Source organism: Rhodococcus sp. NBC_00294, assembly GCF_036163995.1.
Taxonomy (GTDB): Bacteria; Actinomycetota; Actinomycetes; order Mycobacteriales; family Mycobacteriaceae; genus Rhodococcoides.
Window position 1 is genome coordinate 3,436,512 of record NZ_CP108043.1, and the last position, 20,561, is coordinate 3,457,072.

Sequence of the window (20,561 nt, forward strand, 5' to 3'; positions counted from 1 at the left end):
GGCGGCGCGTCAGTCGGACGGCTCGGACCCGTCGGTCTCCTCGCCGAAGGATCGGCGAACGGACGCCTTCGCCACCAGCGACGCGCAGACGCCTGTGGCGACGAGTCCGACGGCCACCACCAGCAGCCCCACCGGACCACTCGGCTGCAGCAGCCAGAGGACGAGCGTGGTCGCGGCGAGCATCAGGGTCGCCGCACCGAGGACGAGCCCGGTGTGGCGACCCAGTGAGAACTCGCGGGGCTCGCTCATCCGAGGGTGCGGAGCCAGTTCTCGAGCAGCGTGGCGCCGGCGTCGCCGGACTTCTCCGGGTGGAACTGTGTCGCGGACAGAGGGCCGTTCTCCACCGCCGCGAGGAACTCGCCGCCGTGATCGGCCCACGTGAGAACCGGAGCGGCGAGCGACTCGCTCGGTGCCATCTCCCAGTCCTGCACGCCGTACGAGTGCACGAAGTAGAAGCGCGTGTCGGGGTCCATGCCCGCGAACAGCACCGAGTCCTCGCCCGGGCGCACCGTGTTCCAGCCCATGTGCGGGAGCACCTCGGCCTGCAGCTTCTCCACGGTGCCGGGCCACTGGCCGCAGCCGGTGGCGGGCACGTCGAACTCGACGCCGCGGTCGAACAAGATCTGCATGCCGACGCAGATGCCGAGCACGGGGCGGCCCCCGGCGAGCCGCTTGTCGACGAGCTCGTCGCCGCGCACCGACAGCAGACCGTCCATGCATGCGCCGAACGCGCCGACACCGGGCACGACCAGTCCGTCGGCCTGCAGCGCGACGCGGTGGTCGGACGTCACCGTGACGTCGGCGCCCACACGTTCGAGTGCGCGCTGCGCCGAGTGCAGATTCCCCGAACCGTAATCCAGCAACGCGACAGACTTGCTGCTCACAAGCTTCCCTTCGTCGACGGCACTCCCGAGACCCGCGGATCGGGCTCGACGGCCGCGCGGAGGGCGCGAGCGACGGCCTTGAACTCGGCCTCGGTGATGTGGTGCTGGTCGCGTCCGTACAGCACCCGGACGTGCAGTGCGATACGCGCGTTGGACGCGATCGACTCGAAGACGTGGCGGTTGATCACCGTGGCGTACGGGGTTCCCGGGTAGCCGCCGATGATCGCGTGCAGCATGTGCTCCGGTTCCCCGGTGTGCACGCAGTACGGCCGACCGGACACGTCGACCGAGGCGTGTGCCAGCGTCTCGTCCATCGGGACGAACGCGTCACCGAAGCGGCGGATTCCCTTCTTGTCACCGAGAGCCTGCGCGAGCGCCTGACCGAGCACGATGGCCGTGTCCTCCACGGTGTGGTGCGCCTCGATCTCGATGTCGCCCTTCGCGTGCACCGTGAGGTCGAAACTCGCGTGCGTCCCGAGCGCGGTGAGCATGTGGTCGAAGAACGGCACACCGGTGGACACGTCGACGATGCCGTTGCCGTCGAGATTCAGCTCCACCGTGATGGACGACTCCTTGGTGGTCCGCTCGATGCGCGCGATGCGGTTCGGGGTCATGATGCTGCTCACTGGTCGGATCCTCTGCTGGGGTTCAGGTGGCGGGGGCGGACGAGTGGACGACGTCCTCGGACAGGTCGGCGCTGACGTCGAGGAACCGATCGTTCTCGGCCACGGTGCCGATGGTGACGCGGAGATGCCCCGCGATGCCGACGTCGCGGATGAGCACACCCTGATCGAGGTACCGAGACCACACCGCGGGCGCATCGTCGAACAGGCCGAACAGCACGAAGTTGGCGCTGCTGGGCACCACTCGGTAGCCCAGGACGGCGAGCCGGGCGACGACGCGATCACGCTCGGCCGCCAGCTCGGCCACCGAGGCCAGCGTGTCGTCGGCATGGCGCAGTGCGGCGCGCGCAGCAGCCTGCGTGAGCACCGACAGGTGGTACGGCAGCCGCACCAGGAGCAGTGCGTCCACGACGGCCGGAGCGGCCACCAGGTACCCGAGTCGCCCACCCGCGAACGCGAAGGCCTTGCTCATGGTCCGGCTGACGACGACTCGGCTGGGGAACTCGTCGATGAGGTCGACCGCGCTGGGCGCCGCCGAGAACTCGCCGTACGCCTCGTCGACGACGAGGATCCCGGTGGTCGCGGAGGCGAGACGCCGGAGGTCGTCGAGCGAGAGACTGTGTCCCGTCGGGTTGTTGGGGCTGGTGACGAACACGACGTCCGGCGTCATCGACTCGATCGCGGCCACGGCCGCGTCGACGTCCAGCGAGAAGTCGTCACGCCGATGCAGATCGAGGAACTCGGTCTGGGTGCCCGCCGAGATGATGGGGTGCATCGAGTACGACGGCACGAATCCCAGCGCCGTGCGTCCCGGCCCCCCGAATGCCTGCAGCAGTTGCTGCAGGATCTCGTTCGATCCGTTCGCGGCCCACAGGTTGTCGACGGTGACGGGCACCCCCGTACGGGCCGCCACGTACGCGGCGAGATCCGTGCGCAGTGCGACGGCGTCCCGATCGGGATAGCGGTGCAGCGACGCTGCCGCCTCCCGCACGGAGCGGGCGACGTCCTCCACGAGCGCTGCCGACGGTGGGTGCGGGTTCTCGTTGGTGTTGAGCTGCACCGGCACCTCGAGCTGCGGCGCACCGTACGGAGACTTCCCGACGAGCGAGTCGCGCAGCGGCAGGTCCGACAGTGCGGTCCCGGCGCCGGGCGCGGCCGTCACGATCGGCTCTCGAACCGCACGCGGACGGCATCACCGTGCGCCGGCAGATCCTCCGCGTTCGCGAGGGCGACGACGTGCTTCGCGACGCCGTCGAGAGCGTCGCGCGAGTAGTCGACGATGTGGATGCCGCGCAGGAAGGTCTGCACCGACAACCCGGACGAGTGACGGGCGCATCCGGCCGTCGGCAGGACGTGGTTCGACCCGGCGCAGTAGTCGCCGAGGCTCACCGGCGACCACGGTCCGACGAACACCGCTCCGGCGCTGCGGATGCGGCCCGCCACCTCGGAGGCGTTCTCGGTCTGAATCTCGAGGTGTTCCGCGGCGTAGGCGTCGACCGTGCGGATGCCGTCGGCCACCGTGTCCACCAGCACGATGCCCGACTGCTCACCGGACAGCGCCGTCGCGACGCGTTCGGAGTGCTTGGTGGTGAGCGTGCGCTCGGCGACCTCGCGCGTGACGGCGTCCGCCAGGGCGACCGAGGTGGTGACGAGCACGCTCGCCGCCAGCACGTCGTGTTCGGCCTGCGAGATCAGATCGGCGGCGACGTGCACCGGGTCGGCGGTGTCGTCGGCCAGGATGGCGATCTCGGTGGGCCCGGCCTCGGAGTCGATGCCCACCGCTCCACGGCACAGCCGCTTCGCCGCGGTGACGTAGATGTTGCCCGGGCCGGTGATCATGTCTACGGGCTCGAGCGGCGCACCGTCGGTGTCCACGCCGCCGTAGGTGAGCAGTGCGACGCCCTGGGCACCGCCGACCGCCCAGACCTCGTCCACGCCGAGCAACGCTGCCGCCGCCAGGATGGTGGGGTGCGGGAGGCCGCCGAAATCCGCCTGCGGCGGCGAGGCGACGACGAGGCTGCCGACGCCGGCGACCTGCGCGGGGACGACGTTCATGACGACGGACGACGGGTACACGGCGTTGCCGCCCGGTACGTACAGTCCGACTCGCTCGACCGGGACCCACTTCTCGGTGACGGTTCCACCGGGGACGACGGTGGTCACGGTCTCCGACCGACGCTGATCCTCGTGCACGATGCGCGAACGCTCGATGGACACCTCGAGTGCCGCCCGCACGTCGGGATCGAGCTGGTCCAGAGCCTTCTCGAGCTCGGCGGCCGGGACTCGCACGGAGTCGGGACGCACGCGGTCGAAGGTCTCGCTGTACTCGAGCGCCGCGTCGGCGCCGCGCTCACGCACCGCCTCGACCACCGGGGTGACCAGATGCAGCACCGAGTTCACGTCCACTCCACCGCGCGGGAGAACCGCGCGCAGCTCGGCGGTGGACGGAGAGCTGCCGCGTAGATCCACGCGTCGCAACTCGGTGCGGGCAGTCATGGGTGATCCTCTCGGGTCGAGCAAGGGCGCGCCGGTCGGCGCACGTCGATTATCGCTCGAGCCCCGACCGGCGCCCCGAGGGGGACGATCCACCTGGTCCCACCGACCAGCCTCCGGCCTGCCCGCACCATGGTCTCAGGAGTAGCGGGCCGCCAGCTTCTCCAGCGTCTTCGTGATGCCGTTCGCGTTCTGTGCCGTCTGCTTGGTCACCTCGAGCATCTTCGGGATCTTCGCCGTTCCGTAGACGAACGATTCCGTCACCTCGGTGGACGAGGGGCCCACCGCGACGAACTCCCAGCGCCACTTGTGGCCCAGCGGGTGCTGCCACTCGATCACCTTGGTGTCCCCGGTGTCGGTGAACTCCGTGACGGTGCTGGTGATGCGGTAGGGCACGCCGAACTGCTTCATGCCCACGGAGAACTTCGCTCCGCGCGAGAGCGTCGTCGGACCCTTCACCGTGTCCTTCACCGTTCCGGAGCCGTCCAGCTCGCCGTGCCGGTGCGGATCCGCCACCTGAGCGAAGAGGTCGTCGGCAGGGGCGTTCACGGTCACGCGGCGGGCGATGACGCGATCGCCGCGGTCCACAGTGCTCACAGATGTCATGTGCCGTCCTGTGCCCGGATCCCGCTCACGCGAAACGTCACTCGAAGTCGAGCCCCAGGTCGAGCACCGTCACGGAGTGGGTGAGCGCGCCGACCGCGAGGAAGTCCACACCGGTGCCCGCGTACTCGGCGGCCGAGTCCAGGGACAGCCCGCCGGACGATTCGAGCTTCGTCGCGGGAGCTGCTCGATCCCTACGTTGCACCGCCATCTGCGTCTGCCACAGCGGGAAGTTGTCGAGCAGCACCAGGTCGACGCCCTCGGCCAGCACGTCGTCGAGCTGCTCGAGAGTGTCCACCTCGACCTCGCACGCGATGTCCGGCGCCGCGGCTCGGACGGCGCGCAGAGCCGCCACCACCGAGCCCGCGGCGACCACGTGGTTGTCCTTGATCAGTGCCGCGTCGCCGAGGCCCATGCGGTGGTTCTGCCCGCCGCCGGCACGCACGGCGTACTTCTGCAGTGCACGTAGCCCGGGCAAGGTCTTGCGACTGTCCCGTACGACGCATCCCGTGCCGGACACCGCGTCGACCCACGCCGCGGTCGCGGTCGCGATGCCGGACAGGTGGCAGAGAATGTTGAGCATCGTCCGCTCCGCGGTGAGCAGGGCCCTGGTCGGTGCCTCCACCGACAGCACCACATCACCCGGCTCGACCCGGGTGCCGTCGGCGATCCGGGAGAGCACGACGTGGTCGCCGATCACCTCGTCGAGCACCGCCAGCGCGGCGTCGAGGCCCGCCACGACGCCGTGTGCCCGCGAGACGACCGCGGCGCGGGTGCGCGCGCCCTCGGGCACCGTGGCGAGGCTCGTCACATCAGGCCCGTATCGAAGGTCCTCCTCCAGCGCGCGGCGCACGACGAGGAGGATCTCGTCCCGATCGACGGGGTCGAGAGCAGCGGCGGGTGTGGTCATGAGACTCCTATCGGGCCGACCTGGTCGGCGCTGCGGGCATTCCGCACGATCGCGAGGCTGCCGTCGTCGGCCAGCCGGAAGACGGTGCTGCGGCGCTGTGCGTCGTCGGACCGGGGGTGATCGGCGCGGGTGTGCGCACCCCGCGTCTCGGTGCGGGCGAGAGCTGCCGAGGCGGTCGCGGACGCCAGCAGTGTCAGTGCGGCGTCCTCGACGTCGTGGGTCGACGTGAGCTCGCGCGGGACAGCGGCTCCCACGATCGCCGCTGCCTCGCGCAGACCTGTGTCGTCGCGGACGACGCCGACGTGACGGGTCATCGCGGACTGGAGGACGTCCCTGTCGAGCCGGGGCGCCCGGTGTCGCGCAGACGGATCGCCGGACGTCAGGGAGCGGACGGACACCCGGTCTCGGGCGCTGCGAGCCACTCGGGTCCCCAGCACCACGCCCTCGAGCAGCGAGTTCGACGCGAGACGGTTCGCTCCGTGCAGTCCTGTGCGGGCCACCTCGCCCGCGGCGTGGAGCCCGGCGACGCAGGTGCGGCCGTACTCGTCTGTGACGACACCGCCGCATGCATAGTGCGCTGCGGGGGCCACCGGGATCGGCTGCTCCGTCGGGTCCACGTCCTGAGCGAGGCAGGCCGCGGTGACGGTGGGGAAACGCAGGGCCATGTCGGGCACGGACCGCGCGTCGAGAAAGACGTGATCGGCGCCGCTCTCGGCCAGCCGAGCGGCGATCGCCCGGGACACGACGTCGCGGGGAGCGAGATCACCCAGCGGGTGCACGCCCGCCATGATCGAGCGGCCGTCGGCGTCGACGAGACGCGCGCCCTCACCGCGGACCGCCTCGCTGACCAACGGGAGCCGCCCGCGGCCGCCGGGGCGGAACAGCACGGTCGGGTGGAACTGCACGAACTCGACGTCCGCCACGTCCGCGCCCGCCCGCAGTGCGAGAGCGAGGCCGTCGGCCGTGGCGCCGGACGGGTTCGTGCTGGCCGAGTACAGCATTCCGGTGCCACCGGTGGCGATCAGCACGGCGGGTGCGTGCACCACGCCGAGGTTCGCGTGGAGATCGTCCGGCGAGAGCGAGACGAGCACGCCCGCCACACCGCGGTCGCCGACCAGGACGTCGAGCACGGTCGCGCCGTTCACCGTCGCGGGCGCCGCGGACGACAGAGCGCGCTGGATCTCCCGCCCCGTGGCGTCGCCGCCCGCGTGCACGATGCGGCCGACCGAGTGGCCGCCCTCACGGGTGCGGGCCATGGAGCCGTCCGCGCCGCTGTCGAACCGAGCACCGATGCCGGTGAGCACACTCAGCGCGTCGGCGCCGGCCCCGACGATCGAGCGCACCGCGGCCTCGTCGCACAGACCGGCGCCCGCGACGATCGTGTCGCGCACGTGGGCCTCGATGTCCTCGCCGATCGCGACGGCCATGCCGCCCTGGGCGTACTGCGTCGCCGTACCCGCCGCGTCCTTGCTCAGCACCAGCACGCTCAGCCCGGACCGGGTCGCCTCGATCGCCGCGGCGAGACCGGCGACTCCCCCGCCGACCACGACGAGATCGGCCGCGGCCTCCCAGCCCGGAGCGACACTTCCGCCCGGAGCGGCAGCGACACGTGCGCCCGGAGTGGCCGCAGTGGTCACTCGCCGCCGCCGGGCGAGCCGATGGCGATCATCCGCTCGACGGACGCGCGTGCGCGTTCGGCCGTCGCGACGTCGACGTGCACCTCGTCCTTGCCCTCCGTGAGGCACCGGAGCAGCGCCGCGGGGGTGATCATCTTCATGTACGGGCAGGACGCGCGGTCGTTCACGGCCTGGAAGTCGACACCGGGCGCTGCCTTGCGCAGCTGGTGCAGCATACCGATCTCGGTGGCGACGAGAACCTGCTTCGCACCCGTGGTGCGCGCCGCGTCGAGCATGCCGCCGGTCGAGAGGATCTTGACGCGGTCCTCGGGCACGAATCCCTCGCCGGCGAGGTAGAGCGCGGACGTCGCGCAGCCGCACTCGGGGTGGACGTAGAGCTCGGCCTCGGGGTACGCCTGCGACCGTGCGGTGAGCTCGTCGCCGTTGATGCCGGCGTGGACGTGGCACTCACCGGCCCAGATGTGCATGTTGGTGCGACCGGTCTGCCGACGGACGTGGGCCCCGAGGAACTGGTCCGGCAGGAAGAGCACCTCGCGGTCCGGGTCGATGGACTGCACGACCTCGACCGCGTTGGACGAGGTGCAGCAGATGTCCGTCAGTCCCTTCACCTCGGCGGTGGTGTTCACGTACGACACGACGACGGCGTCCGGGTGCTCGGCCTTCCACTCGCGCAGCTGGGCCGCGTCGATGGAGTCGGCGAGAGAGCAGCCCGCCCGCTCGTCGGGAATGAGGACCGTCTTGGACGGCGCGAGGATCTTGGCCGTCTCGGCCATGAAGTGCACGCCGCAGAAGACGATGGTCTCCTCCTGCGCCTCGGCGGCGATGCGCGAGAGCGCGAGCGAGTCGCCGACGTGGTGGGCGATGTCCTGGATGGCGGGCAGCTGATAGTTGTGCGCCAGGATCGTCGCGTTCTTCGCCTCTGCCAGGCGCAGGATCTCCTCGGCCCACTCCGGGCCGGCATCGACGCCGGCGTAACCCGTCGGTCCGTCGAAGACCGCGGAGTTCCCGCCGAATCGCGTGGTGGTGATCGCCATGTCGTGCTCCTCGCGTGCGTCCAGCGCTCGCGTGCGCCGGTGCCGATCCGCCGGAATGGACCCGACGGGGTTTTCGACTTATGATCGAAAACGTGATTCATCGTAGCACCGCCGCCGACGGACCGACCGGAAGTGCCCCCGATCCGGCCACCCGACCGGTGCACGAAGTGCTGTCCGTCGTCTTCCAGGTGCGCGAGCTGCAGCCCCGCGAGCCTGCCGAACTGTGCGTGCTGCTGTGGCAGCGCGCACTCGCCCCGGCACGCGGAACCTGGTCACTCCCCGGCGGGCTCCTCCGGGACGACGAGAACCTGACCGACTCCGCGCGACGTCAGCTGGCGGAGAAGGTCGACGTGCGCGAGGTACGCCACCTCGAGCAGCTGTCCGTCTTCTCCGATCCCGGGCGCGTCCCCGGCGATCGCCGCATCGCCTCGACGTTCCTCGGTCTGGTCCCCATCGTCGGGGACCCGCGACTTCCCGTCGACACTGCGTGGCACCCGGTCGCGACGCTCCCCGAGACCGCGTTCGATCACGGCACGATGGTGGCGCACGCCCGCGCGAGACTGGCGGCCAAACTGTCGTACACCAACATCGCCTTCGCGCTCGCGCCCGTCGAGTTCAGCCTGTCGACCTTGCGCGACATCTACTGCGCCGCACTGGGTTACCAAGTCGACACCACCAATCTCCAACGGGTGCTCACTCGGCGGGGCGTCATCGAGTCCACCGGCCACACCGCTCCCCCGGGCCCGTCCGGAGGACGTCCCGCCGCGCTGTACCGCTTCCGGGACAGCGCACTACGTGTGACCGACGAGTTCGCCGCGCTCCGACCACCTACGTGAGAGTGCCGTAGCCGACGACGGCATCGCCGCCGTCCGCCTTGGCGGAATACATCGCTCGATCGGCACAGATGAGAAGCACCTCCACGTCGTGCGAGGTGACGACCCGCTCCTCGCGAGCGACCCCGATGCTGAGACTTGACTCGTGGTCCGACCGCGCCGTGTAGGCGCTGCGCAGCCGCCGCGCCCGGTCGAGCACCTCGTCCATCGGCAGCGCGGTCACGACGGCGAACTCCTCCCCGCCGGTGCGGGCCGTGATCGACGGAGACGGGAACATCTCGTCGATGGTGTCCGCCGTCCGACGGATGACGAGGTCACCGTGGTGGTGTCCGAAGCGGTCGTTGATCGACTTGAAGCGGTCGATGTCGATGACCACCGCGACGAGACCGTTCCGGGTGCCGAGCAGTTCGCCCGCCGCGACGGTGAGTCCCCGCCGGTTGCGCAGGCCGGTCAGCGGATCCACGTACGCGGCGGTGACGTCGCCGCGTTGCAGGAACTGCAGGCGGTAGATGGAGATCGGTGCGAGGAAGAGAACCATCACGATGAGCAATCCGTAGGTGACGGCGAGCGAGGTGCGCGCCGCTCCGAGCACGGACTCCGAGCCGATCGCTCGGACGAACAACCCGACGCAGATCACCACGGTGAGGGAATGGTGGACGGCGAACACCCGCGGCGTGTGGAACGTCGCCACGTAACTGCTCGCGACGCCGAACAGGATCGTGCAGGGCAGCACGGCGAGCGGGTCGGACAGCGAGAGGAGCACCACGGAGAGTCCGACATCCGCGTACACGACGAAGGCCGTCGACATCCTCCGTGAGGGCCACGGTCCGCGGATCCACGCGAGCCCGACGCCGGCGGTTCCCACCGCGTTCACGAGCACGACCGTCAGCGCTGCTCCCGTCGGAGCGGTGGGCGGGGCGAGTCCGGCGACGACGTACAGGACGGAGAACAGGAGGCAGGACAGACCGATGAGGACGCGGGTCGAGCCGAGCGCGGTGTTCGTCTCGAAGTAGTGGACGGTCCACGCGTAATCGACGGGTCTGGTCAACCACCGCCGAATGGTGTTCGCCACGTCCTGGAGACCCTCGCCGTTCGAAGAGGTCGGCCCCCGCCCGCGGCCCGTCGTGGGCCGCCCTGAGAGCGCTCATTCAAGCAGACGAACCCGGCGTCCGAGACCCGAACGGATCACTCCCCGGGGGACTCGTCCCGACCCAGATCGTCCGACGGCGACAGCGCCGTGACGAGAACGAGCGTGACCGCCGCAGCCAGAGGTTGCGCGAGCAGAGCCAGCCACGTCGAGACACCGGGGGCGAGTGCGACGACATCGCCGCGAACGGCGCCGTCGGCACTCGGATACCGCACCGCGCCCACGGCGAGGCCGGCACCGATCGCCGCGGCGGACGCCAGCGCCGACGCCACCACGATGTCGAGGACCAGACGCGGCCCTCGCTCGGCCACGCGAGCCCAGACGGCGACCGTGGTCAGCACCCCGGCCGCGGCGGTCACGCAGAGGAACAGAGCGAGTGCGTCGAAGCGATGATCGCTCTCGCCGGTCAACACGATCGCGCGGCCGTCACCGACGGCAGCGACGTGCTCCACGGGCGCGAGCAGAGCCCACAGGATCCCGAGGACGGCACCGACCATCGCGGTCGCGAGCACGATCCGGATCGAACGCCGGGTGAACGCGCCGCGCGACGGCCGACCCGCATCGCCGATCCCGGGTGCGGTCGAGGCAAACCCCGTCGTGTCGACATCACTCACGTCGGCCAGCCTAGGCTGTCGCTGCGTGGCCGACGGGCCCGCGACACGAGTCGGGAGAGGTGCGGAATGCAGTTGCGCAGAGACGACGTCGTCGACGGCGCACTGACCATTCTCGACGACTACGGTCTCGCCGACCTCACGATGCGCCGATTGGCCGGCTCGCTCGGTGTGGCGCCCGGCGCGCTGTATTGGCACGTCGCGAACAAGCAGGCGCTGCTCGGCGCGGTGTCCGATCGCATCCTGAGCCGCCTCGACGCCGTACCCGCTGCCGTCACCTCCGATGTGCTGGACGCCGTGCGCGGCCGCGCTCACGGACTTCGAGACGCTCTCCTGGCTCACCGGGACGGCGCCGAGGTGGTCGCCTCCAGCCTGTCCGCCCGCACGGTGACGCACCCCGTGCGGACCACGGTCGTCGACGATCTCCGCGCCACCGGGCTGACCCCGGAGGACGCCGGACACGCCGCGGACGCCCTGCTCTACTACGTGCTGGGTGCGACGAGCGACGAACAGTCCCGGCTGCAGATGGAGTCCGCGGGTGCGCTGGCCGCGGATCGACACCCCGACGACGGTGACCTCGATCGAGATGCCACCGCTCGGTTCGATTTCGGCCTCGAACTCTTCGTCGACGGCGTCCGGAGCCGCGTCCGTACGCTGAACGAGTGACCTCCTCGACCTCTCCCGTCACCGTCCTCGGGGCCGGTATCGCCGGTGCCGCGTGCGTTCGCGTGCTCCGCGACGCCGGTGTCCCGTTCGTGCTGCGTGACCGGGGCCGCGCCGTCGGCGGTCGAATGTCGTCCCCCGAGTTGCACGGACGCCGAGTCGATGTGGGCGCCGGCTACTTCACCGTCCGCGACGACGGGTTCCGGGACGTCGTGTCCGACTGGGCCTCTCGCGGTCTCGTGCACGAGTGGACAGACACCTTCACGGTGGTGCGGGCCGGGGCGGAGCCGGAACAGAAATCGGGACCCACGCGGTGGGGAACGCCGGCGGGCCTGCGATCTCTGGTCAAGGACCTGCTGTCCGGCATCCCTGTCGACGCCACCGAGGCTCGGGCGTTGCCCGACGGACACGTGGTCCTGGCCATGCCCGACCCGCAGGCCTCCCGCCTGGTGACCGTGCCCGACGCCGTCGACTACGACCCCGTCGTCGCGGTGGTCCTCGGGCTCACCGACGACGACGCCGCCGGACTCCCCTTCCCCGACGCCGCCTTCGTGTCCGACGACGCGGACGTCGAGTTCCTCGCGCGCGACGGCGCACGCCGGGGCGACGGAGCCGCGGTCCTGGTCGCCCACACGTCCGCGCAGCGCGCCCGGCGACACCTCGACGATCCCGCCGGTGCGATCCCCGCCGTCGTCGACGCCGTCGCCGCGCTCACGGGCATCGGCACTCCGATCTGGACGCACGCCCACCGCTGGACCTTCGCCAAGCCCGCCTCCCAGCACGACGCAAGCCACGACATCGTCTCGCACGGAGACCGTCTGGTCGGCTTCGCCGGGGATCAGTGGTGCCCGGAGGGCTCGCCCCGCGTCGAGAGCGCCTGGCGATCGGGCACCGACCTCGGGCACGCGCTGATCGCACGACTGGGCTGAGCCCGGGCGGCCGACGCTCCGGCCTGCGACGGACCTCGCCGACAGGTGTCCTTCGCCGCTGCCGGGATAGGGTTCCGAGCATGTCCGTCGACCATGCACACGAACCATCGATCCAGGTATGGCCCGGCAGCGCGTATCCCCTGGGCGCCACCTACGACGGCGCCGGAACCAATTTCGCGCTCTTCTCCGAGGTCGCCGAGGCCGTCGATCTCTGCCTCATCGACGCCGACGGTCACGAGACCCGCGTCCGCCTCGAAGAGGTCGACGGGTACGTCTGGCACGCCTACATCCCCCAGGTCCAGCCCGGCCAGCGGTACGGCTACCGCGTGCACGGCCCGTGGAATCCCGGAGCGGGACAGCGGTGCGACGCGAGCAAGCTGCTGCTCGACCCCTACGGCAAGGCGTTCGTCGGATCGTTCGACGGTGACCGCTCGCTCTTCAGTTACGACATCGACATCCCCGAACGTCCCGTGCCCGCAGCGCAGGAGAACGACGACGCCGTGCATCCCGGCGAGGCGCACGTCGCCGGCCCCGCGGGATCGGCCACCGCGTCGCGCACCGTCGACGCGACCCGCGCCAACGTCGCGACTGCCAGAACCGTTGCACCCGAGCCTGATCCAGAGCCCGAGCCCGAGTCCGAGAACCACTTCCCCCAGCACGACTCGCTGGGGCACACGATGACGACGGTCGTCGTCAACCCGTTCTTCGACTGGCAGAACGACCGCTCGCCGCGTCGCCCCTACAACGAGACCGTCATCTACGAGGCCCACGTCAAGGGCATGACGATGACCCACCCGGACATCCCGGAGGATCTGCGCGGTACGTACGCCGGTCTCGGCCATCCGGCCGTGATCAGCCACCTGGAGAAGCTCGGCGTCACCGCCATCGAACTGATGCCGGTGCATCAGTTCATGCAGGATCAGACACTGGTGGACAAGGGACTTCGCAACTACTGGGGCTACAACTCGTTCGGTTTCATGGCCCCGCACAACGAGTACGCGTCCTCCCCCATGGCCGGTTCGGCCGTGTCGGAGTTCAAGACGATGGTGCGCTCGTTCCACGAAGCCGGCATCGAGGTGATCCTCGACGTGGTCTACAACCACACCGCCGAGGGCAACCACATGGGTCCGACCATCGCGTTCCGCGGCATCGACAACGCCGCGTACTACCGGTTGGTCGACGACGACCCGTATTTCTACATGGACTACACGGGCACGGGTAACAGCCTGAACGTCCGTCACCCGCACACCCTGCAGCTGATCATGGACTCCCTGCGCTACTGGGTCACCGAGATGCACGTCGACGGCTTCCGCTTCGACCTGGCATCGACCCTGGCCCGCGAACTGCACGACGTGGACAAGCTGAGCGCGTTCTTCGACCTGGTCCAGCAGGACCCGGTGGTGAGCCAGGTCAAGCTGATCGCCGAGCCGTGGGACGTCGGTGAGGGCGGCTACCAGGTCGGCAACTTCCCCGGTCTCTGGACCGAGTGGAACGGCATGTACCGCGACACCGTCCGCGACTACTGGCGCGGTGAGCCGGCGACACTCGGCGAGTTCGCGTCGCGGCTCACCGGATCCTCCGACCTCTACGAGGCGACGGGTCGCCGCCCCGGTGCGAGCATCAACTTCGTCATCGCGCACGACGGCTTCACGATGCACGATCTGGTGTCCTACAACGACAAGCACAACGAGGCCAACGGCGAGGACAACAACGACGGCGAGAGCCACAACCGGTCCTGGAACTGCGGTGTCGAGGGGCCGACGGACGACCCCGAGGTGCTGTCGCTGCGCGCCCGTCAGATCCGCAACATGCTGGCGACGCTCATGCTGAGCCAGGGCACGCCGATGCTCGCGCACGGCGACGAGATGGGCCGGACCCAGCAGGGCAACAACAACGTCTACTGCCAGGACTCCGAACTGGCCTGGATGGACTGGTCGCTGGCGGAGACGAACGCCGATCTGGTCGAGTTCACGTCCCGCGTGATCGCACTCCGCAACGACCACCCGGTGTTCCGTCGACGACGCTTCTTCGAGGGCCGGCCGATCCGCAAGGCGGAGCAGACGCGCGACATCGCGTGGCTCACCCCGACCGGCGAGGAGATGACCGAGGAGGACTGGGACAGCGGCTTCGGCAAGTCGCTGGCGGTGTTCCTCAACGGCGAGAACATCCCCGAGCCCGACAACCGGGGCAACCGGGTCGTCGACGACACGTTCTACCTGTGCTTCAACGCCCATCACGAGCCGATCGACTTCACCACACTGGACGGCAAGTACGCCGACGAGTGGACCGTCGCGCTCGACACCGCCTCGGCCACCGGAGCCGACGATCGAGTCATCGTCGCCGGCACCGCTGTCGAGGTGCAAGCACGGTCACTGTTGGTGCTACGGAAAACGGGGTAAGGAAGCGACATGAGCCACGCGATCACCTCGACCTATCGATTCCAGCTACGGGGTGATCGCTTCACTCTCCGCGATGCCGCGTCGCTGGTTCCCTATCTCGCCGAACTCGGTGTCTCCCACGTCTATCTGTCGCCGATCCTGACGGCGGCCGAGGGCTCCACCCACGGGTACGACGTCACCGATCCGCGCACCGTCTCCGAGGCACTCGGTGGTCGAGCCGCTCTCGAGGACCTCGTCGCCGAGTGCCGGTCCCACGGCCTGGGCGTCGTGGTCGACATCGTGCCCAACCACCTCGGTGTGGCCACGGCGCGGGAGAACCCGTTCTGGTGGGACGTGCTGAGACACGGACGCGCATCGCAGTACGCCTCGTGGTTCGACATCGACTGGGCCGGTGCGGAGCGCATCGCGCTCCCCGTGCTGGGCGACGATGCCGACGTGAACGAACTCTCGGTCGACCGGTCGGGAGACGAGGCCACGCTGGCCTACTACGAGAACCGCTTCCCGGTGGACCCTGCGACCGACGACGGCGGGGACGACGCGAAAGCACTGCACGACAAGCAGTCCTACGAACTGGTCGGATGGCGCTCCGGGCGCATCGGGTACCGCCGGTTCTTCTCCGTCAGCGACCTGGCCGGTCTCCGTCAGGAGGACCCCGCGGTCTTCGACGCGACGCACGCCGAGGTCGGCAGCTGGTTCCGGGACGGTCTCGTCGACGGTGTGCGCGTCGACCATCCGGACGGGCTCACCGCACCGGCCGAGTATCTCGCTCGCTTGCGGGGCGTCGTCGGACCCGACTCGTGGCTCGTCGTCGAGAAGATCCTCACCGCCGAGGAGCCGCTCGACGTCACCCTTCCCGTCGACGGAACCACCGGGTACGACGCTCTCGCCGATCTCGGTGGGGTGTTCCTCGACCCGTCGGGCGAGGAGCCGCTGACGCGACTGTCGTCGGACGTCACCGGCCACGCGGGGGACGCACACTGGGTGCACGAGGCCGAGCGGACCATCAAGGCCGACACGGCGAGCACACAGCTCGCTCCCGAGGTGCGGCGCCTGCTAGCGGCGATCGCCCGCGACACCGGAACGTCGTTCGACGCCGACCTCGCCCGCGAGGCCGTGACCGAGATCGTCGCCCGCATGCCGGTGTACCGCTCCGACTACGCGCCGCTGGCCGGCATGCTGCCCCGCCTGCTCGGCGACGTCGCCGCGGATCGCCCCGAACTGGTTCCCGCCCTCGATGTCGTCGCGGCCGCCGTGGCCGCACGCGGCGAGGCGTCGGGACGTCTGCAGCAGGTCGCGGGCGCCGTGATGGCGAAGAGCGTCGAGGACTGCATGTTCTACCGCACGTCGCGGCTGGTCTCGCTCCAGGAGGTCGGCGGTGACCCGTCCCGCTTCGGTCGGTCGGTGCCGGAGTTCCACCTCCGCCTGTCCGAGCGGGCCCGGCTGTGGCCTGCCGCGATGACGACCCTCTCGACACACGACACCAAGCGCGGCGAGGACGTCCGGGCGCGCATCGGCGTGCTGTCTCAGGTGCCCGACCTGTGGCGCGCGTGCCTGAGCGACTGGGAGGAGCTGGCTCCGTCGCCCAACGGGTCCACCGGACTCTTCTTGTGGCAGAACATCGTCGGCACCTGGCCGACCGACGGCGTGGTCACGGACGAGTACCGCGAGCGACTGCACGCCTACGCCGAGAAGGCCATCCGCGAGGCGGGCTCGTACACCGGCTGGAACGACGTGGACGAGGACTTCGAGTCTGCCGTCCACACGTGGATCGACGGCATCGTCGACGGAGCGGTGGCTCCCTCGCTCACGACGTTCGTCCAGCAGATCGCTCCGCACGCATGGAGCGATTCGCTCGGACAGAAGCTCCTCCACCTGGCGGGTCCCGGCATCCCGGACATCTACCAGGGCACGGAGCTGTGGGAGGACTCTCTCGTCGACCCCGACAACCGCCGGGACGTGGACTACGACGCCCGCAAGGCTCTCCTGGACATCGACGGGACGCCGGCGCTCGACGCGAGCGGCGCCGCCAAGTTCCACGTGACCCGGTGTGCCGCACGGCTGCGCCGCGACCGTCCGGACAGCTTCGTGGGCGGGTCCTACGTTCCGGTGTTCGCGACCGGCGCCGCCGCCGACCACGTCGTGGCGTTCGGTCGTGGACCCGCCGACGGTGACGCCGACGTCGTCGCCGTCGCCACGCGGTGGTCGATGCGCCTCGGCGAGGCCGGATGGGGTGACACATCGCTGGCGTTGCCGGACGGTGAGTGGACCGACCTCGTGAATGGTGGGTCGTTCAGCGGAACGGTCACCGTGTCCTCACTGCTCTCCGCGCTCCCGGTCGCGCTCCTCGTCCGACGGTGACCTGATCTCGAGGTGAACCGGTCACGCGCGCAGACCACCCCTCCTCGGGGCTGCGTGCGTGACCGGAAGTCGGGCCCGCTCAGGCCTTGCGGGGCGGGAGCGGAACGAAGTAGCTGGTGCGCTGCTGGTACTCGCGATATCCGGGCCGCTCCGCCATGTGCTGCTCGAGCAGCCGCGCACCCGTCGCGAACACGAGGAAGTACGTCATGGCAACCGGCGAGAGGACGGTCAGCACACCGGGCCAGTGCGCCGCGGAGACCAGGAAGATGCCCCACCAGACACAGGCATCACCGAAGTAGTTGGGGTGGCGCGTGTACCGCCACAAGCCCCGGTCCATGATGGTGCCCTTGCGGGACGCGTCCGCCTTGAAGGCGTCCATCTGACGATCCCCCACCGTCTCGAAGACGATGCCCAGGACCCACAGAGCGACGCCCACCGCAGAGACGACGCCGAACGATCCGTCGGACACGGCGGCGACCTGCACCGGCAGCGACACGAACCACAGCGCGACACCCTGCGTGAGATAGATCTTGCGGATCGCGTACACAGCGGGGCTGCCCGGCGCGTTCGACAGCATCTTCTCGTACCGCGGGTCCTCGCCCTTGCCCCGTGAGCGGCGGAACATCGAGACCGCGAGACGGGTGCCCCAGGCTCCGACGAGCACCAGCATCAGCACTCGCCGCCACCCGTCGCCGGACCCGGCCAGTGCCGCGGCGATCGCCACCGCGACGAAGCCTGCCCCCCAGCTCACGTCGACCACGTTGTGCCGATCGATACGGAAGCCGACGACCGCGGTGACGGTGAGGACAACCGCCACCGCCAGCAGGGAGAACGCCGACACGACGGCGAGATCGGACCAGGAGAAGTCCGTCATCCGTGCGTCCGCACCAGCGGCATCGAGGACACGCCGCGGTCGTCGGGGCGGACGGACAGGATCTGGTCGACACCCATCCGGCCGTCGCGGAACGCCATTCCGCCGCCCACGAGGTACAGACGCCACACCCGCGCCACCTCGTCTCCGACGAGTGCGACCAGATCGTCCCAGCGGCTCTCGAAGGTCGCGTACCAGGCGTCGACGGTGCGGACGTAGTGCTCGCGCAGGGCGTGCACGTCGCGGACCTCGAGACCCGACTCCTCGATCATGGCGACCGTCGCGCCCACGGGCCGCATGTACATGTCGGGGGCGATGAACGACTCGATGAAGGCACCGCCGCCAGGGTTGTCCCCCGCCTTGCGCGACATCTGCTGCACCAGCACCCGGCCGCCGGGCACCACGTTGTCGTGCAGCGCCTTCGCGTAGATCGGATAGTTCTTCTCGCCGACGTGCTCGCCCATCTCGATGGACGCGACGGCGTCGAAGGGGCCGTCGGGCACCTCTCGGTAGTCCTGGATGCGGATCTCCACCCGGTCCTGCAGGCCGCGGTCCGCGATGCGCTTGTCGATGAAGGCCTTCTGCTCGCGGGAGATGGTGACGCCGACGACCTGCGCGTCGAAATGTTCCGCCGCGTGCAGGCTCAGCGACCCCCATCCGCACCCGACGTCGAGGAACCGCATTCCGGGGCGGCCGAGGCCGATCTTGCGGCACACGAGGTCGAGCTTGTCGCGCTGCGCGTCCTCGAGGCCGTAGTCGGGCGAGTCCGACGTCCAGTAGCCGCTCGAGTACGCCATCTGCGGGTCGAGCACCATCTCGTAGAACTCGTTCGACAGGTCGTAGTGGTGGCTGATCGCCGCGCGATCGCGCACCAGCGAGTGCAGCCGACCCTTGATGACCGCCTGCGAGGCGGGGGCGGGAAGAGGGCGGGCCTGCTTCACCCCGACGACACCGAGCGACGCCGCGGTGCGGACGAGCTCGACGATCGCCTTCGGGCTGGGCCGCACGGCCGTCAGCCGACGGGTGCGCACCACGTCCCACACGTGCGTCAGCGCCTCGTCGAGGTCACCTTCCACGTCGAGTTCACCGGTGACGTACGCCTGAGCAGCACCCAGTTCCCCCGGGCTCCACAGCAACCGTCGCAGGACGTTCGGGCTGTACAGCGTCACCTTCGGCGCGTCGGTGGGGCCGGCGGTCGAGCCGTCCCACGCAGTCAGGTGCACCGGCAGCGCGCCGCCGACGAAGGGGGCGATCAGGTCTTCGAGCCGTGCGGCCACGGTGGGGGTGCCGGTCATCGGTCGCTCCTTCGTTCGAGCAGGATCTGCTGGACATCGATGTAGCCGGAGCCGAAACCGGCCTCGGAATAGCAGAGGTAGAAGTGCCACATGCGGGCGAACACGTCGTCGAAGCCCAGCATCCGGGCCTCCTCGGCGTGCGCGTGGAAGCGCTCGTCCCACAGGCGCAGGGTGCGGGCGTAGTGGTCGCCGATGGACAGACGCTCTCGCACGCGCAGCGTCGTCTCCTTCTCGGTGATGCTCTCGATCGCGCGGATCGACGGGAGGAACCCGCCGGGGAAGATGTACTTGTGTACCCACGTGTACGTGTTGCGCGTGGCCAGCATGCGCTCGTGCGGCATGGTGATGGCCTGGATCGCCACCTTGCCTCCGGGGGCGAGCAACGAGTCGATGGTGCGGAAGTACTCGCCCCAGTACTGGTGTCCCACGGCCTCGATCATCTCGACGGACACGATCGCGTCGTACTCGCCGTCGACCAGCCGGTAGTCCAGGAGATCGACCTGGACCCGGTCGGCGTGGCCGGCGGCGTCGATGCGCTTGCACGCGAGTTCCAGTTGCTCGGTGGACAGGGTCACCGACCGCACCGTGGCACCGCGTTCGGCGGCGCGGATGGCGAGTTCGCCCCAGCCCGTGCCGATCTCCAGAACGCGTGTTCCCGCGGTCACCCCCGCGCGATCGAGCAGTCGATCGATCTTGGACCGCTGCGCGGCGGCGATGTCGTCCCATCCGGGCTGCGGGGTCAGCGACGGGAACAGCGCACTCGAGTAGGTCATGGTCTCGTCCAGGAACAGTTCGAACATCTCGTTCGACAGGTCGTAGTGGCGCGAGATGTTCGAGCGCGTGTTGCTCGTGGTGTTGGTCTCGGAGACCGGCTGCTTGGGGATGTACAGGCCGCGCAGGCGTTGCAACCACTTCGGGATGAGGGTCGCCATGCGTTCGGCGAAGACACCGAGTGCCGCCGTGAGGTCGGGCGCGTCCCAGTCGCCGGCCATGTAGGCCTCACCGAATCCGATGAGCCCACTCTCCCCCACGCGCGCCGCGAAGTCGCGTGGGCGGTGGATCGTCATCACCGGGGCGGTGGGATCGTTCGCGCCACCTCCGATGACGACGCCGTTCGGCATCTCGACCCGGATCGCGAGATGTTCTGCCGCTCTGCGGAAGAGAGCGTCGGCGACGGGCGCGGCGAGGCGCGCCTTGACGGTGACCGGCGCCGTCGCGATGGAGGGCCAACGTTCGGCGTCGACGGTCGATGCCACGGCGTACTGAGTCAT

General features: G+C 69.8%; 19 protein-coding genes. 5 read left to right on the forward strand and 14 right to left on the reverse strand.

Annotated features, from left to right (window positions below; translation table 11 throughout):
- Positions 1-9: 9 nt before the first annotated feature.
- The 9 genes from OHB23_RS16050 to nadA form a co-directional block, all read right to left on the reverse strand.
- Positions 10-249 (reverse strand): hypothetical protein, encoded by a 240-nt coding sequence (locus tag OHB23_RS16050; protein WP_328809884.1) that lies wholly within the window; start codon positions 247-249, stop codon positions 10-12.
- Positions 246-884 (reverse strand): imidazole glycerol phosphate synthase subunit HisH, encoded by a 639-nt coding sequence (gene hisH, locus OHB23_RS16055; RefSeq protein ID WP_328809885.1) that lies wholly within the window; start codon positions 882-884, stop codon positions 246-248. The genes OHB23_RS16050 and hisH overlap by 4 nt, the downstream gene beginning before the upstream one ends.
- Positions 881-1,498 carry an imidazoleglycerol-phosphate dehydratase HisB gene (gene hisB / locus OHB23_RS16060; protein ID WP_328811661.1) on the reverse strand — a complete coding sequence of 206 codons (618 nt, stop codon included), beginning with the start codon at positions 1,496-1,498 and terminating at the stop codon, positions 881-883. The genes hisH and hisB overlap by 4 nt, the downstream gene beginning before the upstream one ends.
- 34 nt (positions 1,499-1,532) lie before the next feature.
- Entirely contained in the window at positions 1,533-2,669 is a 1,137-nt protein-coding gene (locus OHB23_RS16065; RefSeq protein WP_328809886.1) for a histidinol-phosphate transaminase, read from the reverse strand.
- Complete coding sequence (gene hisD, locus OHB23_RS16070) at positions 2,666-4,003, reverse strand: histidinol dehydrogenase (protein WP_027506796.1); 1,338 nt, start codon at positions 4,001-4,003, stop codon at positions 2,666-2,668. The genes OHB23_RS16065 and hisD overlap by 4 nt, the downstream gene beginning before the upstream one ends.
- Before the next feature lie 135 nt (positions 4,004-4,138).
- The gene (locus OHB23_RS16075; protein ID WP_027506797.1) at positions 4,139-4,606 is read right to left on the reverse strand and encodes an SRPBCC family protein; all 468 of its coding nucleotides are present in this window, start codon (positions 4,604-4,606) and stop codon (positions 4,139-4,141) included.
- Positions 4,607-4,643: 37 nt separating this feature from the next.
- Entirely contained in the window at positions 4,644-5,513 is an 870-nt protein-coding gene (nadC, locus tag OHB23_RS16080) for a carboxylating nicotinate-nucleotide diphosphorylase (RefSeq protein ID WP_056447907.1), read from the reverse strand.
- Positions 5,510-7,150, reverse strand: a complete 1,641-nt coding sequence (locus OHB23_RS16085; RefSeq protein WP_328809887.1) for an L-aspartate oxidase — start codon at positions 7,148-7,150, stop codon at positions 5,510-5,512. The genes nadC and OHB23_RS16085 overlap by 4 nt, the downstream gene beginning before the upstream one ends.
- A complete protein-coding gene (nadA, locus tag OHB23_RS16090; RefSeq protein ID WP_056447901.1) occupies positions 7,147-8,184 on the reverse strand; it encodes a quinolinate synthase NadA in 1,038 nt (345 codons plus the stop codon). Before nadA ends, OHB23_RS16085 begins: the two co-directional genes overlap by 4 nt.
- Before the next feature lie 80 nt (positions 8,185-8,264).
- Between nadA and OHB23_RS16095 the strand changes: the two genes are divergently transcribed.
- Positions 8,265-9,020, forward strand: coding sequence for an NUDIX hydrolase (locus OHB23_RS16095; RefSeq protein WP_081821419.1), 756 nt, complete (start codon positions 8,265-8,267; stop codon positions 9,018-9,020).
- Here the strand turns inward: OHB23_RS16095 and OHB23_RS16100 are convergent.
- Together OHB23_RS16100 and OHB23_RS16105 are read right to left on the reverse strand one after the other, a co-directional pair.
- The gene (locus OHB23_RS16100; protein WP_222638638.1) at positions 9,013-10,089 is read right to left on the reverse strand and encodes a GGDEF domain-containing protein; all 1,077 of its coding nucleotides are present in this window, start codon (positions 10,087-10,089) and stop codon (positions 9,013-9,015) included. The two genes, OHB23_RS16095 and OHB23_RS16100, sit on opposite strands and share 8 nt — an antisense overlap.
- Before the next feature lie 113 nt (positions 10,090-10,202).
- Positions 10,203-10,778, reverse strand: a complete 576-nt coding sequence (locus OHB23_RS16105) for a DUF2567 domain-containing protein (protein WP_328809889.1) — start codon at positions 10,776-10,778, stop codon at positions 10,203-10,205.
- Positions 10,779-10,844: 66 nt separating this feature from the next.
- Here OHB23_RS16105 and OHB23_RS16110 point away from each other — a divergent pair, with 66 nt between their 5' ends.
- The 4 genes from OHB23_RS16110 to treY all read left to right on the forward strand — a co-directional run bounded on the left by OHB23_RS16110 (position 10,845) and on the right by treY (position 17,124).
- Positions 10,845-11,441, forward strand: a complete 597-nt coding sequence (locus OHB23_RS16110) for a TetR/AcrR family transcriptional regulator C-terminal domain-containing protein (RefSeq protein ID WP_222638640.1) — start codon at positions 10,845-10,847, stop codon at positions 11,439-11,441.
- Positions 11,438-12,367, forward strand: a complete 930-nt coding sequence (locus OHB23_RS16115) for an NAD(P)/FAD-dependent oxidoreductase (RefSeq protein WP_056447895.1) — start codon at positions 11,438-11,440, stop codon at positions 12,365-12,367. The genes OHB23_RS16110 and OHB23_RS16115 overlap by 4 nt, the downstream gene beginning before the upstream one ends.
- 80 nt (positions 12,368-12,447) lie before the next feature.
- Complete coding sequence (gene glgX, locus OHB23_RS16120) at positions 12,448-14,766, forward strand: glycogen debranching protein GlgX (protein WP_328809890.1); 2,319 nt, start codon at positions 12,448-12,450, stop codon at positions 14,764-14,766.
- A 9-nt stretch (positions 14,767-14,775) separates the two neighbouring features.
- Entirely contained in the window at positions 14,776-17,124 is a 2,349-nt protein-coding gene (gene treY / locus OHB23_RS16125; RefSeq protein ID WP_328809891.1) for a malto-oligosyltrehalose synthase, read from the forward strand.
- A gap of 79 nt (positions 17,125-17,203) precedes the next feature.
- Here the strand turns inward: treY and OHB23_RS16130 are convergent, their stop codons facing one another.
- From OHB23_RS16130 to OHB23_RS16140, 3 genes are read right to left on the reverse strand one after another with little or no spacing between them, the layout of a single operon-like run.
- Complete coding sequence (locus OHB23_RS16130) at positions 17,204-17,998, reverse strand: DUF1295 domain-containing protein (protein WP_328809892.1); 795 nt, start codon at positions 17,996-17,998, stop codon at positions 17,204-17,206.
- The gene (locus tag OHB23_RS16135; protein WP_027506806.1) at positions 17,995-19,290 is read right to left on the reverse strand and encodes an SAM-dependent methyltransferase; all 1,296 of its coding nucleotides are present in this window, start codon (positions 19,288-19,290) and stop codon (positions 17,995-17,997) included. Before OHB23_RS16135 ends, OHB23_RS16130 begins: the two co-directional genes overlap by 4 nt.
- The gene (locus tag OHB23_RS16140) at positions 19,287-20,561 is read right to left on the reverse strand and encodes an SAM-dependent methyltransferase (RefSeq protein WP_056448067.1); all 1,275 of its coding nucleotides are present in this window, start codon (positions 20,559-20,561) and stop codon (positions 19,287-19,289) included. Before OHB23_RS16140 ends, OHB23_RS16135 begins: the two co-directional genes overlap by 4 nt.